Source organism: Niabella hirudinis (genome assembly GCF_051201075.1).
Lineage (GTDB): Bacteria > Bacteroidota > Bacteroidia > Chitinophagales > Chitinophagaceae > Niabella > Niabella hirudinis.
The window spans coordinates 397,646-414,460 of the sequence record NZ_JBPEHJ010000002.1 but is presented as its reverse complement, the minus strand read 5'-3'; the positions used below and the strand labels follow the sequence as shown (position 1 = coordinate 414,460).

At 48.6% G+C, this 16,815-nt stretch carries 14 protein-coding genes; 5 read left to right on the top strand and 9 right to left on the bottom strand.

Annotated features, from left to right (window positions below; genetic code table 11):
- The first annotated feature begins 15 nt into the window (after window positions 1-15).
- The gene (locus tag GGU45_RS05175; RefSeq protein ID WP_435222638.1) at window positions 16-267 is read left to right on the top strand and encodes a SymE family type I addiction module toxin; all 252 of its coding nucleotides are present in this window, start codon (window positions 16-18) and stop codon (window positions 265-267) included.
- Window positions 268-419: 152 nt separating this feature from the next.
- Entirely contained in the window at window positions 420-1,775 is a 1,356-nt protein-coding gene (locus GGU45_RS05170) for an ATP-binding protein (RefSeq protein WP_435222636.1), read from the top strand.
- A 203-nt stretch (window positions 1,776-1,978) separates the two neighbouring features.
- Here the strand turns inward: GGU45_RS05170 and GGU45_RS05165 are convergent, their stop codons facing one another.
- Together GGU45_RS05165 and GGU45_RS05160 are read right to left on the bottom strand one after the other, a co-directional pair.
- Window positions 1,979-3,610: a Na+/H+ antiporter gene (locus GGU45_RS05165; protein ID WP_435222634.1), complete on the bottom strand. Its 1,632-nt coding sequence runs from the start codon at window positions 3,608-3,610 to the stop codon at window positions 1,979-1,981.
- A 135-nt stretch (window positions 3,611-3,745) separates the two neighbouring features.
- Window positions 3,746-4,408, bottom strand: coding sequence for a hypothetical protein (locus GGU45_RS05160; RefSeq protein ID WP_435222632.1), 663 nt, complete (start codon window positions 4,406-4,408; stop codon window positions 3,746-3,748).
- A 189-nt stretch (window positions 4,409-4,597) separates the two neighbouring features.
- On the opposite strand from GGU45_RS05160, the gene GGU45_RS05155 reads away from it, so the two are divergent.
- Window positions 4,598-7,042 (top strand): bifunctional YncE family protein/alkaline phosphatase family protein, encoded by a 2,445-nt coding sequence (locus GGU45_RS05155; RefSeq protein WP_435222631.1) that lies wholly within the window; start codon window positions 4,598-4,600, stop codon window positions 7,040-7,042.
- Window positions 7,043-7,227: 185 nt separating this feature from the next.
- Here the strand turns inward: GGU45_RS05155 and GGU45_RS05150 are convergent, their stop codons facing one another.
- From GGU45_RS05150 to GGU45_RS05130, 5 genes are all read right to left on the bottom strand, one after another.
- Window positions 7,228-7,659 carry a VOC family protein gene (locus GGU45_RS05150; RefSeq protein WP_435222630.1) on the bottom strand — a complete coding sequence of 144 codons (432 nt, stop codon included), beginning with the start codon at window positions 7,657-7,659 and terminating at the stop codon, window positions 7,228-7,230.
- Between the two features lie 61 nt (window positions 7,660-7,720).
- Complete coding sequence (locus GGU45_RS05145) at window positions 7,721-8,257, bottom strand: SRPBCC family protein (RefSeq protein ID WP_435222628.1); 537 nt, start codon at window positions 8,255-8,257, stop codon at window positions 7,721-7,723.
- A 35-nt stretch (window positions 8,258-8,292) separates the two neighbouring features.
- Window positions 8,293-8,799 carry a class I SAM-dependent methyltransferase gene (locus GGU45_RS05140; RefSeq protein WP_435222626.1) on the bottom strand — a complete coding sequence of 169 codons (507 nt, stop codon included), beginning with the start codon at window positions 8,797-8,799 and terminating at the stop codon, window positions 8,293-8,295.
- 2 nt (window positions 8,800-8,801) lie between these two features.
- On the bottom strand, window positions 8,802-9,260 hold the full coding sequence (locus GGU45_RS05135) for a YciI family protein (protein ID WP_435222625.1): 459 nt from the start codon (window positions 9,258-9,260) through the stop codon (window positions 8,802-8,804).
- A 113-nt stretch (window positions 9,261-9,373) separates the two neighbouring features.
- The gene (locus GGU45_RS05130) at window positions 9,374-9,826 is read right to left on the bottom strand and encodes a DUF1569 domain-containing protein (protein WP_435222623.1); all 453 of its coding nucleotides are present in this window, start codon (window positions 9,824-9,826) and stop codon (window positions 9,374-9,376) included.
- Between the two features lie 243 nt (window positions 9,827-10,069).
- Between GGU45_RS05130 and GGU45_RS05125 the strand changes: the two genes are divergently transcribed.
- Window positions 10,070-10,819 carry a polysaccharide deacetylase family protein gene (locus GGU45_RS05125; RefSeq protein ID WP_435222621.1) on the top strand — a complete coding sequence of 250 codons (750 nt, stop codon included), beginning with the start codon at window positions 10,070-10,072 and terminating at the stop codon, window positions 10,817-10,819.
- A 214-nt stretch (window positions 10,820-11,033) separates the two neighbouring features.
- Here GGU45_RS05125 and GGU45_RS05120 read toward each other — a convergent pair whose 3' ends face one another.
- Complete coding sequence (locus GGU45_RS05120; protein ID WP_435222619.1) at window positions 11,034-14,177, bottom strand: ATP-dependent helicase; 3,144 nt, start codon at window positions 14,175-14,177, stop codon at window positions 11,034-11,036.
- A 154-nt stretch (window positions 14,178-14,331) separates the two neighbouring features.
- Here GGU45_RS05120 and GGU45_RS05115 point away from each other — a divergent pair, with 154 nt between their 5' ends.
- Entirely contained in the window at window positions 14,332-14,769 is a 438-nt protein-coding gene (locus GGU45_RS05115; protein ID WP_435222618.1) for a nucleoside deaminase, read from the top strand.
- Window positions 14,770-15,379: 610 nt separating this feature from the next.
- On the opposite strand, the gene GGU45_RS05110 is transcribed toward GGU45_RS05115, so the two are convergent.
- Window positions 15,380-16,798 carry a SusD/RagB family nutrient-binding outer membrane lipoprotein gene (locus GGU45_RS05110; RefSeq protein ID WP_435222616.1) on the bottom strand — a complete coding sequence of 473 codons (1,419 nt, stop codon included), beginning with the start codon at window positions 16,796-16,798 and terminating at the stop codon, window positions 15,380-15,382.
- Window positions 16,799-16,815 lie beyond the last annotated feature (17 nt).

Here is a 16,815-nt window from a genome sequence, read left to right as displayed (position 1 = left end):
TGTAAAACTACGATTATGGCCATTATTGCAACCATGAAAGACAGTCCGGTTCGCCGGTTAAAAGTGTATGAAAAGATCCTGATCTACCACGAAGGGTACCTGAACAGTACCCTATCCCGTTTTCCGGAAATACGGCTGATGGGCAAATGGTTAAAGGATAGCGGCTTTTTGCCGGGTGATACCATACAGGTTTTAGTAGAAGCCAACAAACTGGTGATTACAAATGACCGGGGCATGGAGGAGGGCCCGGTTGTACGTTTGGAATAGAACCCAAACTATGTTCTCAAGCGGCAACCCGTGTTGGATATCTTATACTACAGTATTAATTCTTATTATGGTATACTTTATTACATTATTTATCTAAATTTGGGTATATTTTGTTACAATTTTAAGGTTTATATTTTAAATTATTGTAAATCATGCCGTTTTACCGGGAAGCAATCGATTCTTTAAATGATTGGCGAAACCGCCAGGACCGCAAACCATTAATTGTGAGAGGTGCCCGGCAGGTGGGCAAAACGACCCTGATCCGGCAATTTGGAAAAAGTTATGATCATTTTATATGGTTGAACCTGGAAAAAGAGCGCGACCGGCGTTATTTTGTTCAGTTTACCGATGTGCAAATCATAACGGAGGCGCTGCTGCTGGCTCATGGTATTCCTTCATCCCATTTAAGCAACACCTTGCTTTTTATTGATGAAATACAGGAGTGCCCGGAGGCCATCCGGCTATTGCGTTACTTTCATGAGGAGATTGCCGGGTTGCATGTGATCAGTGCCGGTTCATTGCTGGAATTTGCAATGAAGGAAGTTTCCAGTTTTCCTGTTGGTCGTGTTGAATATTTATACCTATACCCACTGAACTTTAGAGAATACCTGTCTGTTACTGGAAAGCAGGCATTACTGGAGCAATTACAGCAGATTCCTTTGAAACCCGCTGCGCATGGATTATTGATGGATGCCTTTCACCGGTATGCTATTATTGGTGGGATGCCGGAGGTTGTGAAAACGGATATCCGGCAAAATAGTTTAACGGATCTGACAAGGATCTACGCCAGCATTTGGGAGACCTATAAAAACGATGTAGAAAAATACACCACAAATGATACGGAACGAAAGATCATTAAACACCTGATGGATAGTGCACCTTATACGCTTGATGAACGGATAAAATTTCAGGGCTTTGGCAATTCCAATTACCGGTCGCGGGAAGTAGGTGAGGCGTTTCGGACACTGGATGACGCGAAGATTATGCGGCTGGTATATCCTACAACGGATCTGCAACCACCACTGCGGGTGAATAAAAAGAAGTCGCCCCGCTTGCAATTTTTGGATACCGGTATTGTCAATTATACGTTGGGTATACAGGCAGATATGCTGGCGTTGGATGATTTAAGCAAGGCTTATAAAGGAGCCGTTATCCCGCACCTGATAGCGCAGGAATTGTTATCGACCCAAAGTATATCGGCACGCTTGCCCATTTTTTGGGTGCGGGACAAAGCACAGGCCAATGCTGAGGTGGATCTTTTATATGCCGTTGGTAATAAGGCCATACCTATAGAAGTAAAATCGGGAGCACAGGGAACATTACGGTCGCTGCATCAGTTTATCGAAATGGCAGATCAACCCTATGCCATCCGGATGTATGGTGGCGAATTAAAAATAGAAAAGGCCGTAACGCCCAACAAAAAGCCTTACCTGCTGCTGAACCTGCCCTATTATATGGGCACCTGTCTGCCCGGTTATATGGAGTGGTTTTTACAGTTCAAAATATAACCTGGGATTAATGCTTAAACCCGGTGATCCTGGCTTCTTCAAGATCTAACTATAATCGCCCGAGCGAAAAATTATCATCGCCCCGACCGAAGCGGAGAGGCCCTTACGGAGTTATCCAGGAAGAGCGGTTTTGAGAATTTAGCTGTTGAGCATGATCCCGGAAAGTTTTCTCGGCAGGCTCGAAAAGACGATGTGCCTACTTCTTAATGCTCAAACCCCGTGATCTTGGCTTCTTCAAGATCCAGCTGCATTTCCTGGTTGCGGATCACGGCATCGTCAAACTGTTGCTCGTGCCGCAGGCGCAGCAGCTCGTGCCGCTGTACCCGGATCAGGTCCCGCGCAATGTCTTTATTTACAGAGGCTGCCTCCGCATGGTGCGCAGAAGTGGCGATGCATTGTAATTTGGTCGATAATAATTCAAGATCAGTTTCCAGTTTTATTTTCTGGTGGTTCACCAGGGAGTTCTGCGCGATCTGGTTTTGGTAATTGCCATTCATAGCGGTAAGGGCCGCGTGTTTCAGACTGGCCTGTATGAGGGCTTCCTGTTTTTCCCGGGGCAGCACCTCATCCGCTTCTTTGATCTTCAGCCATTTGATCACCAGGGGCAGGAGCAGACCCTGACCTACCAGCGTAAGCACAATGATCACGAAGGTTACAAACAGCATGATATCCCGGTGCGGAAAGGCTTCACCCGAAGGCAACAACAGGGGAATGGCCAGGGCCGATGCCAGCGATACCACGCCGCGCATGGCGGCAAAGCTCATGAGCAGGGGCGCCCGCCAGCCGGGGTTGGGTTCCGTCTCGCGGATCTTTTTTGAAAACCAGCGGGGCGCAAAGGCGATGAGGTAACACCAAACGATGCGGGTGGCCACAATGATACCTCCAAGGATCACCGCATATTTAATGCCATCGGCAATGGAGTAGTTCTTCATCCCCTGTACTACAAGCGGCATTTCCAAACCGATCAGGACAAAAATAAAGGCGTTGATCAGGAAGATGAGCGTGCTCCAGACATTCGCGGCCTGTATACGGGTTGTATGACTGAGGAAACAATGGGAGTGGTACGACATCATCAACCCGCCCGCTACTACCGCCAGCACGCCCGAAAAATGGAAGCGTTCGGCCACGATATAGATGACATAGGGCACCACAAGGGTGAGCACAGTATCGATATTGGAATTGGACCGGATCCGGTTGAGCAGCCAGGCAAAAAGAAAGCCAATGGCCAGTCCTACCAGGGTACCCATCGTAGCCATGATCAGCAGGTCTTTCAGCGCATGATGTAGTACAAACTGCCCGGTCATCACGGCTGCCAGGGCAAACTTAAATACGATCAAACTGGAGGCATCGTTTACCAGGCTTTCGCCTTCCAGAATAGTGATATCGCGTTTGGGGATCTTCATATGTTTTAACACCGAAGTGGCGGCAACGGCATCGGGTGGCGAATTGATACCGCCCAGCAAAAAACCAAGGGCCAGCGTGATGCCCGGGATCAATGCGGAAGATGCCAGGGCTACCACCAGCGCGGTTAGGAACACCAACCCAAAGGCCAGCAGGAAGATCGGCCGCCGCCATTTCCAGAAATCCTTCCAGGAAGTGAACCAGGCCGCTTCAAAAAGAATGGGCGGCAGGAAGATGAGGAACACGATATCCGGGTTGATCTGCAATACCGGCATACCGGGGGTTAGACTGATGAGCAGTCCGGCAATGACCAAAAAGATAGGGTAGGCTACCTTTAACCGCTGGCCAAGTATGACCAGCAACATTACGCCCAATACCACGCCGATGGTAATGAGCAGGTAATCGTGTATCATCAATTGTTCTTTGATCTCCATTTTTTAGGTGCTTAGATTTTTAATAACCAGCAAGGGCCTGCTTTTGTTCAACACAAATATAGCAAGTCCCGCTCAGGGTAAAATGCTCCGGGCTTTTGTCATTAAACTGTCCGGAGAATAAGCAAAAAATGGGGTTTATCTTATTGCCGGCTCCGGGTTTAGGGCGCTGCTGTTGATGGAAAGGTTATAAATAATATTGTAGCCCGATGCGGGGCTCATAAAAGAGCGGGTTCTGATAAAGGCCGTGTCCCGGGTTTGGGGGTTGATGTACGTGTAGTAATCATAGTGGGATTCTTTTGGTTGCAGACCTTCCGGAAAAACGGGATGGGCTGCTCCAAAATGGTTGGCCAGCAGGGCATGGGAGAGCTGCAGACTGTCCCGGGGATTTTCAAATACCGGTTGCCCGCCGGCATCCGTATGATACCTGCTTTCCATGTTGAACGAGAGCTCATAATAAAGCTGTCCGTTCCGGTGCCAGGTGCCCAGGGTCCGCTTGGTTATGGGCGTTCCATCCGGGTTAAAAATGGCCGTTAGTACCGTATATACACTATCCGGGTAAAATCCCGGATGGCTGGCATCCGGAATGGAAGTGCCTTTCCATAGAAAACCGGGATCAATGGTGGTAAATGCCAGGATGACCTTGTTTTTATCGGCGGGCTTGCCGGTGATGAGCCGGCACAACGCTTCCAGCCGGTCGGCAACATTTCCGCGGGCAGCTGGCTGCTGTTCCGGCGGATTGACACAGCCTGTGGCCAAAAGGATCAGGACAAAAAAAAGAGACCACTTTAATAACCGCATAGGAGACTTGTTGAATGCATTGCTCAAAAATATAAAAAATAGTGGCTTCGGCGGCGATGGACCACGCATCGCCAGGGGGCGGGATCACCCGTTCCTCATTTACAAATTAATAATATCCCGCCATTTCTTTTTCTGTTAGCTTTGGCATTGCTTATTTTATCTTTTACATCCACCCAGACATCTTCAATAATGAAACGTTTTTTACTTGCCATCGGCCTTTTAACAACGGGATATATTACGTTGGCTCAGGATCTTTCAACCATTGAACACAACCGGGTGCGGCTGCCGAATGGCTGGTCGCTGACCCCTGTTGGTAAAAGTCTTCCCCTGGGCGATCTTCCCTTAAATATTGCAGTAAGCCGCAGCGGACGATATGCCGCCGTTACCAATAATGGCCAAAGCACCCAAACCATCCAGTTGCTGGATGCAAAAAATGACCGGGAGTTGGATAAAGTGGTTATTAACCGGTCCTGGGGTGGACTGGTATTCAGCTCCAATGAAAAATACCTGTACGCATCGGGTGGCGATGATAACCTTATACTCCGTTATTCCATTATCAGGAACAAACTGGTAACAAGTGATACCATCCGCCTGGGCGCTGCCTGGAACAGCAAGACCAGCAAGGGCACTATATCACCTACTGGTATTGCCCTGGATGATGCCAGGGAGATTTTGTACGTAGTAACAAAGCTCGATAACCGGCTTTATGTGGTTGATCTGAAGACCAAAAAGATCCTGCGGAAAGAAGATCTCGGGACTGCGGCCTATACCTGTCTTTTATCTCCCGACCGGGCCAGCCTTTACATAACCCTTTGGGGAGGTGATAAAGTGGCCATCTATGATACCAGGGCCAATCAGTTTAAAGAACCGATTGCCGTGGGCGATAACCCGAATGATGGCTGCCTGTCAAAGAATGGGCGCTACCTTTATGTGGCCAATGCCAATGATAACACGGTTTCTGTGATCGACCTGAAAAAAAAGGAAGTCATCGAAACATTGAATACCGCCGTATATCCCACAAAACTGAGCGGTACCACCAGTAATTCGGTCGCGCTGAGCAAGGATGGTAAGACCCTTTATATTGCTAACGCCGACAATAATTGTATTGCTGTATTTAATGTAAGCGACCCCGGTCATAGCAGCTCGCTGGGCTTTATTCCCACCGGCTGGTATCCCAGTTCGGTTAGGCTGGTGAATGATAAACTGTATGTGGCCAATGCCAAAGGATTTTCTTCGCTTCCCAATCCCCGTGGTCCCAATCCGGTGAGCAAAAAAGAGGCAGTTGTTTTGCACGAGGGAGATACGGCAAGGCCCAAAACCGTACAATATATCGGAGGCGGACTGTTGATGGGCACGCTGAGCATTATCCCGGTTCCAACGGAAAAAGAACGCGCTGTTTACTCGCAGGCGGTTTACCAAAACACCCCCCACAATAATCAGCGGGAACTGGATGTGGAAGGCGAAGCCGGCAACCCCATTCCCCGCAAAGTGGGCGACCCATCTCCCATCAAGTATGTCTTTTATGTTATTAAGGAAAACCGGACCTATGACCAGGTGTTGGGGGACCTTCCCGGTGGAAACGGGGATACCAGCCTGCTTTTATTTGGAAGGCGTGTAACACCCAACCAGCATGCGCTTGCCGAGCAATTTGTATTGCTGGATAACTTTTATGTAGATGGAGAAGTAAGTGCCGACGGGCATAACTGGAGCATGGGCGCTTATGCTACGGATTACATGGAAAAAAACTGGCCTACCAGCTATGGCAAACGGGGAAAGGGCGCTGTTGCCGATGTCCGTTTTAACAAGATCTATATCTGGGACCAGGCAGCCCGGCATAAGGTTAGTTACCGTACCTATGGAGAATTTGTGTCGGGAACCAATGCACCCAATATTCCGGTTTTAAAAGATCATATCTCTACCAGCTTTTCTCCAAAGGCCTTTGAGGTGCGGGATACCACACGTGTACGTGCCTGGGCCCGGGAATTTGATTCGCTGCTGCAACACAATGCCTTGCCCCGGTTGTCCACCATTCGCTTACCCAATGATCATACGCAGGGAACAGCTCCGGGCAAAGCCACTCCATTTGCAAATGTTGCCGACAATGATCTGGCCGTTGGCATGCTGGTGGAGCATCTTAGTAAAAGCCCCGTATGGGAGCAAAGCGTGGTCTTTATTCTGGAGGATGATGCCCAAAATGGCCCGGATCATGTGGATGCGCACCGTTCCACCGCTTATGTGGCCGGTGGCTTTGTAAAAAGAGGCTATGTAGATCATACCATGTATTCTACGTCCTCCATGCTGCGTACGATGGAACTGATACTTGGTCTGCCTCCCATGACCCAGTATGATGCGGCGGCGGTCCCCATGTGGCGCTGTTTTAGCAAAACACCCGATAATGCCTCCTTTACGGCCCTGCCCGCACAGGTGGATCTGAATGATGTCAACCCGGCGAAAAGCAAACTGGCCGCCCTGTCCAGAGGATTGGATTTCTCCGATATTGACCGGGTACCGGATGCCATTATGAACGAAATGGTGTGGAAAGCCGTAAGGGGCGAACATGCAAAACCGCCTACACCTGTGCGGGCGGCATTCCTGAAAACCATTAAAAAGGCAGATGAGGATGATGACGATTAGGGACTTTGTAATGAGGTTGTATCAAAAGTATTACTGGCGCAGGCCTCCCGGCCTGTGTCGCTTCGTCACTCCCGATAGCTGCCATGGGGTCAAGCCAATGTTGCTAACAAGGAAAGCTGCCCGCCCGGACAAACCGTTCGGACGGGCAGTGCAGATACCCTTAGCAAACAGGGATCTGTTATAGCTTACTGGGGATTTTTATGAAAACTGATCATCCAGTTGATGGAAAACCGGTCGGTACACATGCCAAAGTAATCGCCCCAGAACGTATCGGCCATCGGCATGGTTGCGTTGCCACCTGCTGAAAGTGCGGAGTAGATCCGGTCTGCCTCTTCCTCAGAATCCGGGTTCAAAGAAATGGTGATATTGTTGCCCACCGTATGGCCGGAGGCCCACTCACCACCGGTATCGCTGCCCATTAAGGCGGTATAGCCAATGGGCAGCGAGATGTGCATGATCTTATTGCCGTCTGCCTCGGACATTGTAGGTCCTTCTTGTGGCGGCATGTCTTTAAAACGGCCAACGAAGCCGAATTCGCCACCAAAGATGGATTTGTAGAAGTTAAACGCTTCTTCGCAATTGCCGTTGAACGTAATGTAAGGATTGATGTGTGCCATAATGTTTTATTTTTTGTATTAAAAATGGATCACTGCAAAAAGGTGATGAACGCACGGGCGGTTATTGTTCTGCCAGCTTTTTCAGCTGCTGCAGGCCGGTTGTAAAATCAGGGTCCATCATTTTTTCCATGTTCATAAATAGTTTCATGATCCGGAACGGGTAAGGCATTTCGCTGTTAAAACCCCAGGTGGCCCTGGTGCCGGTGCCGGCAGCCTCCAGCTTTACAAAGGCCTGGGCCTCGCTTTCGTAAGGGGTGTAAAATTTAAGATCCGTTTCGATCAGCGACGGAGCACTTACAGATTTAATGGTCTGGCAGCCTTTCCCAACGTCTTTTTTCTGACTCTCCCAGCAAAACCGGGCGCCGGGCGTGCCATCGGTACCTTCGCTTGTTTTTTTCATATCGGGGTCTTTGCTTACAAAGGGGCTCCAGCTATTCATGGCGGCCAGACTGTTTATATGGGGCCAGACCTTGTCTACCGGGGCGTTGATCGTTACGGATCGTTCAAATTTGATTTTGCCGTCTACAAAGGCGGCTACCAGTAATACCAGCAAAACGAGCGCTACAATTGCCAGCAGGATCTTTTTAAGAATACGCATGGTTTGATTTTTTATCGTTAGGAAAAATGGATTGTTTAAAGCGTGAAAGCGACCGCATACATGCCGCCTCCGTGATATACGGAGGGCCGGGTTCCCAACAAGTGAAAATTTCTGAAACCGCACCGGATGGCCAGTTGTTCGGCCTTTTGCAAAGGTACAGGAAATGGCACCCACCTGTTTGCCGTGCGGGTATCGTACTCCACGAGCACCAGGCTGCCCTGCTGCTCCAGGTGTTGCCGGAGCCTTGTGATCAACTTCCCGGGATCTTTTATATAGTGTAATGAATTGGCCATGAGGATGCCGGAAAGCAGCGATACGGGCAATGCCTGCGTTTCAAAGTCGAGTTGCATAAAACGGACACCCGGCTCATGGAATATTTGTCTGTCTTTGTCAAACGCGTATATGGTGCTTTGCGGAGGAAGCAGGCTATACAAGGCATGAGTAAACGTACCGCTGCCACAACCAAGGTCCGCCCAGCTGAGCGGCTTGCCTAAAGGCAGCGGCAGGTCTTTGATCAGTTCCCTTGCTTCCCCGGTATCCATTTTTAATGTTTGCTTTTTTCGATCTGTTGATGAAAGGGCAGATACAGGGGCAGTGCTGCCGACCCATACCAGCCGTAGATCTCCGCCTTGAGCAGCCCCGATTTTACAGCCGGGTCGGTCGCCAGCAAGGCTTCTGCCGCTTCTTGTGTTTTGGTGGTAAAGATGTACAACCCGCGGTATTGCTGCGGATTTTTAGCAAACGGGCCGGCAATGATCAATTGCTTTGCAGCTACCAGTTTGCCAATATTTTCCATGTGGCCCTTAAAAAGGGTCGCCACTTTTTCCTTGTCGGTGATCGTGCTATCGCCTGTTTTTAAAATTACAAACTGGTACATCCGCATGCCGTATTCATCGGCACCCAGGCTGTCTGCCAGGGATTTGTTATACGCATTACCAGGAGATTCCGTTTGAGCGCTGCCCGCCATGGGTATCAGCATCAGCACAAGAAATAGTCGCAGCATTTGCAGGAGGTTTAATGCGAATTGTTCGCTGCTACTAAATTACACTTATTTCCGCGCTTTTTTGCAAGTACTCCGGAAGGGGAAAAAATACATGGGTGCTGCTTTTTGCCGTACTATACCCCAAACTGCCTTAAATGATGGTCCAGGTGCTTGGAGAATAGATTGTTCCATTCTGTTTGGGTAAGCGGTCCAAAGGAATGGGATTCCTTACCGTCAAAATGTGCTCCGCCCAGTTCCTGTGTTTGGCGGATATAACCGGTCAGCCGTTGTTTTTCTTTTTCAAAATCGCGGTGGTTGGTGATCTTAAAAAAGGGCGCCGTTTTGGTGTTCTTTTTATAGGGCGTTTCGTCTACAACCGCTTTTTTAATAAAGGTTTTCATCACCCATTTTAAAAAGCCTTTGGGTTTGGGATGCTTGTCGGTATAAACCAGTTCATACATGACGGCAAGATGTGCCAGCATCTGGTCCACGCTCATTTTACCCCATAGCGGTTGGCTTTCGGGTGTTAATTGTTCGATGCGGCTGATGATGGACTGAGCGCCTTCGGCAGAAAAAATATCGGTCATAAGCGTATGGATTTAGGGTGTAAAAATAGGTTTTCTTTAAATAGGCCGGGTTGTTATTTGAGCGATCCTGATATGGCCACTGAAACGCAGAAACACAAACTCTTTTAATGCTGCAGCGATAGCCTTGCTTTTATTTAAAAAAGCCCCAGGTCCTCCGTGTTTCCTTCTGTGGCAAGGATTTTTTTCTTAAACAATGCGTATTCTTTTTATTTAGTAGTTTTAAGATACAAACAATCCCTTCTTATGAACGCTTTATCAAAACTTATTTTTGTTGGCTTCCTGGTTGGACTAAGTGCCTGTTTGTCCGGGACCTCACAGCCACAACGGGCCGGAGAAAAAAAATGTACGGTCTATCTGACTTTTGACGATGGTCCCCTGAATGGCAGCGAGAACATCGATAGCGTGATCCTTGCCGAAAAGATCAAGATCAGCGTTTTTCTGGTAGGCGCGCACGTGGAAGCCAACCGCCGGATGGATACCTATTTCAAATACTATGAGGAGAACCCATATATTGATGAGTATAACCACAGCTATTCCCACGCCAACAATCACTACGGAAAATTTTACAGCAACCCGCAGACGGCCATTGCGGATATCCTGAGAAATCAGCAACTGCTGAAACTGCATTATAAAATAGTGCGGTTGCCGGGAAGGAATATGTGGCGGCTGAACGGGAAGAAACGCGATGATGGGATCAGCGGTGCCTCAACTGCGGACGGTCTGGCCGCGCAAGGCTATAGCGTGATCGGGTGGGACCTGGAGTGGCAGCACCATCCGGATGGCCGGCCGGTACAAACCGTGGATGCGATGTTTGATGAAATTGAACAGCGCTGTAAAGCCGGGAACTCTTTTACAAAGGAAAATATTGTGCTGCTGATCCATGACGAAATGTTCCAGACAAAATGGGAGGAAAGCGCACTGAAGCAGCTGGTTGACCGGCTGAAGACAAGCGGGGATTATACCTTTGAACAGATCCGGTTTTATCCGCAATAAAAGGCCACGGAGACACTATGGCACAAAGAAACACAAAGGGTTCTGTTGATTATTCCTTCGTAGCAAAGGCGAAATAAAACGGCCGCTGCGTCGTTGCTCCTCTGCGTCACTGCGTGAAATAAATACGCCACAAAGGCTCCAGGAATCGCAACGGGGTAAGCTATTCGTTCTTGGTGCATCTTCGTGCCTTCCCGTCTTCGTGGCCCCTGACTCATTATGCTTCGTTTTCCTCTATCGCTTCCAGATCTGTATACAGCTGATTGTCCTTCACAAAATTGCACCAGTGACAATCTTCTTTCCCGCAGCCTTTATAAAACTCATGGTTCTGGATATGCTGCCAGGTTTCCCGCACCTGCAGGCGCACAATTTCCAGATGCTCCGGAAGGATCACCACTTTTTGTTTGACAAAGTTTTTCTTCTCGTCCGGTTCAATAAAATCAAACTCGGTACTGGCTACCGTCCAGCTTTTGGCATCATAATGGTCCACCAGTAATTTATAAAAAACCGCCTGGCGCCAGTAATCACCGCCATTGGGATCTTTTTCAGAAGGGGGTAGCAGTTTGGGTTTGGCGTATTTAACATTCCCGGTTTTATAATCCACCACATTCACATCTTTGCCGTTAAATTCCAGCTTGTCCAGTTTCCCTTTCAACGGAACACCGTCCACCACCACGTTCTTGATATTTAACTCCACCACCACTACCTTATTCCAGGCATCAATATAGTTGTTGTAATATTCCGGTAAAATAATGCCGCCCTGTTCCATGCGCCGTTTGAAGGATTCGCGGGTAAAGTTCTGCCGGTGCCGCTGCATATACCATTTAAAATCTTCATAGAGCGATTGTACCGGGGGGAAAGCATTGGCCGCGTTTTCCCGCATCTTCCGGAAAAAGCGTTCCAGCGCAAAGTGGATGGCACTTCCGAACTCCGTATTCTCATTTTTACCGGAGGGTATCCGGATCAGGTTCTGGTAGTAAAACCGCAGGGGGCAATCGAGATAACTGTTAAGCGCCGTTACATTCATTACAAACTTATCTACCAGCGGTGTAATAAAATCGTCCTCACGTTGCTCAATGGTAGGTGCCTGTGCGGTGAACTGCAGGAGGCGGAAGCGGGTCATGTCTTCTTCAGGGATGGAACGGAATAGTGTTTGAAGGTCATGCTGTTCCTGTATTTCGGCAATGAACATGGAGGGCTCCAGTTCCTTGCCGGCATTGTTGCGTTTAGACCAGGAAATATGCAGGTACTGTTCGGCCCTTGTAAGCGCTACATAAAATACGCGCCGCAGTTCCTCGGTTGAATCGCCATCCGGCTGGGAACTAAAAAGGGTATCCGGGAGTTTGAAAATAGTAGGGAAGCTTTTCTTTTTTTCCCAATAAGAAGCATTGGTGCCTGCAAGGAACACGTACTCAAATTCCAGGCCCTTGCTCCCATGCGCTGTTAGCAGGTTTACGCCCTTATCGTTCCCGATGGTGCGCGTCATGGAAAGCGGTACCCCTTCTTTTTCCATCAGGTCAATAATGCTGATCAGCCCGTCCAGGTTAAAGGCCGGGTTGCGGCTGTTCTCTTCTTTTACAAAATCAAAGAATGCCGACAGGAACTGCATCAGTTCTATTTTTTCCGCATGTTGCATTATATAGGCCAATACACCGGCATTGCGGATCACGCTTTCCACCAGCTGTTGCAGGGTAAGATTGGAAACATCCGCAATCAATTGTTCATAGGTACTGCTGAACTGTTTTAGTTGCGGATGGATGCCGGTATCAAAAAGATCTTTGGGTGGGGTGTTGGCTTTTTCGGAAAGTAGCTGACGCAACGAGGTGGCCTCCCCTTTGAATTGCCGGCGATTAACTTCTACATTGAGCTTCGCGATCTCAATGGCAGGGATTTTATAAAAATCATAGTGCAATAATTCAAACAACAGTTCATCACCGCCATAGGGAATATCGTGCTCAGCACTCAGGTAACGAAGAATGGTGATCGTTTTCTTGATGAACGGATCCTGCAGCAGGTTGATGGGGCGCTTGCTGAACACCGGTACCTGCATTAACCGGAAGTAGTTGGAAAGCTCTTCTCCATATTTATTTTCCTTATAGATAACGGCAATTCGGCCCGGTGCCGTACCATTCCGGATCAGTTGCTCCACTTCCATACAAATACCAGCCATCTCTTCTTTTTCGCTATTGTATTCGGTGAGCACGGGTGGAGTGGTCAGGTGGTTGATGCTATTGTTGGCCGCTGCCAGCTCCTTGCTGAGGCCGGGCAGCTGATTTACCAGGCGTTCATTGTTTTTGGTGATCACCGATTTGGAAACGTCCAGTATGGGCTGAATGCTCCGGTAGTTGTTGGTAAGTACGATCGTTTTCAATGCCTCCTGGTATTGCTGGGCAAAGTCCAGCATATTTTGCACATTGGCGCCCTGGAAACGGTAAATACTCTGGTCATCATCACCTACCACAAATACATTGGGCTGCTCCCAGTAGTTGATCAGCAGCTGTACGATCCGGTTTTGGGTACCGCTGGTATCCTGGAATTCATCCACCAAAATATATTGAAAGCGCTCCTGGTAGTTCCGCAGCAGCGATTCATTTTCTTCAAAAGCGCGGATCACCCAATTGATCATATCATCAAAATCATAGCGCCGCTTTTCATTCAGTAATTGCTGAAAGGCATCAAACTCATTCACCGCAGCGCGCACTTTTTCGATTTTTTCCGTAGCCTCCGCAATTTTATCGGTACGCAGATCGCCTTTCTTAAAATCCTTGGTGGCCCGCTTGGTGATGTATTCATCCCTGTTGGGAAGATCCTGGATGTAGGCATCAATTTTCTCATTGATAAAGGAGGCGGTCCAGCCCTCGCGTTTCATGGCTGAAAACAATTGTTGCAGGTGGGGTGCATCAAAATACACATCGCCCCGGTAACGCTTTAGCGGGTGACTTTTAGGAAAAGCATCGATCAGTTTTTTAAAATATTCGATCCGTTCCAATTCGGAGATGGGGTCCAGCGAATTTTTTTCAAAAAGCGAAAGATTATCCTGGATCACATCATTACAAAAAGCATGAAAGGTATAGATATTTACTTTATAGGCATCGGCCCCAATGAACTGCTGCAGGCGCTTGCGCATGGCCACCACACCCGCATCGGTATAGGTAAGGCAAAGAATATTTTCCGGCAGGGCGTCCGTATCCAGCAGGATCTTTCCAATGCGGGCCGCCAGGATCTGCGTTTTACCGGTCCCGGGGCCGGCAATTACCATCACCGGGCCTTCCAACGTGTTTACGGCGATGCGCTGCTGGTCATTAAGCTGCTGATATACTTCCTTAAATTTTTCTTCCAGTTTCTGTTTGGGAAATGCCATCTTGTGTTTATTTATCGCCCCAGCCGCTGTTTTCCGGTTACGGGTCCGCTATTCTATATTTAAAAATACAAGGTAGGAAAAAATCAACGCTTTGGAGTGGGGATTCCCGCATTCTCGTTTCTTATTTTTAATTTTATCGCTTCAAAGCAGATCAATGACGGATGAATATTTTATGCAGCAGGCGCTGAAAGAGGCGCAGCGGGCCTTTGAGGAAGACGAGATCCCCATCGGAGCCGTGGTGGTTCAGGGCGACCGGATTATTGCCCGGGGCTATAATATGACCGAAAAACTGAATGATCCCACGGCGCATGCGGAAATGATCGCATTAACATCGGCGTTCAGTTTTTTGAATGCCAAATATTTACCGGATGCTACTTTGTATGTCACAGTAGAGCCCTGTGTGATGTGTGCCGGAGCGCTCTATTGGAGCAAGCTCCGCCGGGTGGTATGGGGGGCATCGGATATCAAGAACGGCTTTAGCCGGGTAAAGCCGGAAACTTCGCCGTTTCATCCCAAAACGGAGATCGTTACCGGTGTGCTGGAAGAAGAATGTGCCGCTTTGATGAAGGCTTTTTTTAAGGGAAAGCGGTAGGGGGCTGTTTATTGTCCCGGCTGTAGTTCCGATGGTAGTCGGGATGCGCGTCAAGTTAAGAACAGATCATATTGCCATGAAATGTAGTACGGGTAAGCCTTTCACGCCAAAAGATCGCATCTTTTAATGGCAAACAGGCGCAGCGCGCCGTTGACCCTTATAACGATGAGCGCCCAAAACCTCCCGTAGCCGCAGCGCGGCGGTAATTTCCTGTGCACCGCTTGTACAAACCGCAATGATTACCGGTGCGCTGCACCTTTATTACCCGTATTGTCGTTTACTAACAGGATCAGCGCTGCGCTGCAGCTCCCAGGGCAAAAGTTAACTTGACGCGCATGCGATGGCAATCGGGATGGCAGCGGTCTTGCTGCCTGTCCCGCTGGAAGCGGGACAGCACTTTAATATAGGGCAGCTGGTTGTTTTCGGGGGACCTGGGCGACTGGTGCAACGTTGAGCAATCCCCAGTGTTTGGCTGCTTTTATTGCCCTGGTCGACCGGGGCAACCGTAGTTGTTCTATTTCAAAAAATAGCCGTAACACCCATGCTTCCAAGTCCCGCTTACCCCTACCCATAAAGTTGCCTGGAACAGCCCTGGGCAAATCTTCTTGCTCTATGGTTTATCCCACCAAACTCTTGCATTTAATCCATCGGAACCACCGTAAGGAAATGCGGCCACGGCTGCATCATAGTTTGTTTTATTGATCTGGGCTTCAACAGTAGGGTACCCTTCGCGGCGGGGAATTTTTCCATCATTGGCTCCTGCAGGGGCCGTTAATATTGGAAAGTCGGTCCGGCGCCATTCTGCCCAGGCTTCGTATCCGTTTAAAAACAGGTGCACCCAGCGCTGGTAGGCGATCTGCCGGATCGCATTTGCAGGGTTGTAAATAATGGAAGGGTTCAACATAAACACATCAAAGCCCGTAGCGCTTCCGGTCCACATAATAATAGACTGTCGGATGGCTTCCTCATAATTGGTTTTTGCCTCCGCATCACCGCCTGGTATCCATCCAAGTTTAGCGGCCTCTGCTTTTGCAAATAGAGCCTGTGCGTAAGTGGTCAGGTATACCGGTGAGTTTTGCTGGCGCAAACCAGAGCCCAACAGGGAGATGCCGGGGATGTCATTGGCGTTGGGAACTGCCTTCCCAAATTCAAGACCTACATAATTACCATCTTTATTTTTATTACCAAATACCGGAAGCCGGGGATCATTCAGGGGCTGCATATAATCTACCAACGGCTTGCTGAGCGCATACCATTCCCGGCCCAGCCGGGTAAAGGAATTATACCAATAATTTTCCATCGACTGATCTGCCAAATGCGGAAAAAATAAATTATCCGTATTCGCAGTCATAATTCCGCCGGCAAGTGCCTTTGCAAATTCCGCCTTCCCTTTCTCCGGATCAATCTTCGAGAGGCGCAATGCCATCAGCATATGAATGGTATTTCCGAACCGTTTCCATTTGCCCATATCCCCGTTATAGATAATATCGTTCTTTATGGCACCGTTGGTTAAAATAAAGGCAGCGTTGGCGGTGGTCAGCAGGTTAAACATGGAGTCATAAATAGCCTGCTGCTTATCATATTTTGGAGCTATTTTGTTGAGTCGCTGAAAAGCATCGCTGTAAGGCAGATCGCCCCAGCGGTCTGTGAGGAACCACATGAAATACGCTTTTAGTACGCTGGCAACGGCTACCTGGTTTTCCACCGGTCCTTCATTAGCATCCAATGGATTGGTAAGCGCTGTTTGAAGGTCCATCAGGGGGCCGGTATACCAGTCTGCAAAATTAAAACTGGTAGTCATATACCGGCTATTGTCCGTAAAGGTGGTCAGGGAAAGATATTGCGGGTACAGTGGTCCATAGGCATTGGAGCTCATGCTTGGCAAAAACAACTGGGCGTTGGCAATAAGCTGGGTTCCGGATGCTTTTGAGGGATTATTGGGATCCACATAATATTTGTCGTCAAACTTTGTACATCCGGCAGCAGTCAGGAGTACCAGTATTGTTGAAAGTTTTATAAACTTTATCATAATGATCAGATTATATC

Excerpts from the sequence above, each read along its gene's own strand:
- GGU45_RS05175 (WP_435222638.1), top strand. The coding sequence starts at position 16 with ATGGCCATTATTGCAACCATGAAAGACAGTCCGGTTCGCCGGTTAAAA.
- GGU45_RS05170 (WP_435222636.1), top strand. The coding sequence starts at position 420 with ATGCCGTTTTACCGGGAAGCAATCGATTCTTTAAATGATTGGCGAAAC.
- GGU45_RS05165 (WP_435222634.1), bottom strand. The coding sequence starts at position 3,610 with ATGGAGATCAAAGAACAATTGATGATACACGATTACCTGCTCATTACC.
- GGU45_RS05160 (WP_435222632.1), bottom strand. The coding sequence starts at position 4,408 with ATGCGGTTATTAAAGTGGTCTCTTTTTTTTGTCCTGATCCTTTTGGCC.
- GGU45_RS05155 (WP_435222631.1), top strand. The coding sequence starts at position 4,598 with ATGAAACGTTTTTTACTTGCCATCGGCCTTTTAACAACGGGATATATT.
- GGU45_RS05150 (WP_435222630.1), bottom strand. The coding sequence starts at position 7,659 with ATGGCACACATCAATCCTTACATTACGTTCAACGGCAATTGCGAAGAA.
- GGU45_RS05145 (WP_435222628.1), bottom strand. The coding sequence starts at position 8,257 with ATGCGTATTCTTAAAAAGATCCTGCTGGCAATTGTAGCGCTCGTTTTG.
- GGU45_RS05140 (WP_435222626.1), bottom strand. The coding sequence starts at position 8,799 with ATGGATACCGGGGAAGCAAGGGAACTGATCAAAGACCTGCCGCTGCCT.
- GGU45_RS05135 (WP_435222625.1), bottom strand. The coding sequence starts at position 9,260 with ATGCTGCGACTATTTCTTGTGCTGATGCTGATACCCATGGCGGGCAGC.
- GGU45_RS05130 (WP_435222623.1), bottom strand. The coding sequence starts at position 9,826 with ATGACCGATATTTTTTCTGCCGAAGGCGCTCAGTCCATCATCAGCCGC.
- GGU45_RS05125 (WP_435222621.1), top strand. The coding sequence starts at position 10,070 with ATGAACGCTTTATCAAAACTTATTTTTGTTGGCTTCCTGGTTGGACTA.
- GGU45_RS05120 (WP_435222619.1), bottom strand. The coding sequence starts at position 14,177 with ATGGCATTTCCCAAACAGAAACTGGAAGAAAAATTTAAGGAAGTATAT.
- GGU45_RS05115 (WP_435222618.1), top strand. The coding sequence starts at position 14,332 with ATGACGGATGAATATTTTATGCAGCAGGCGCTGAAAGAGGCGCAGCGG.
- GGU45_RS05110 (WP_435222616.1), bottom strand. The coding sequence starts at position 16,798 with ATGATAAAGTTTATAAAACTTTCAACAATACTGGTACTCCTGACTGCT.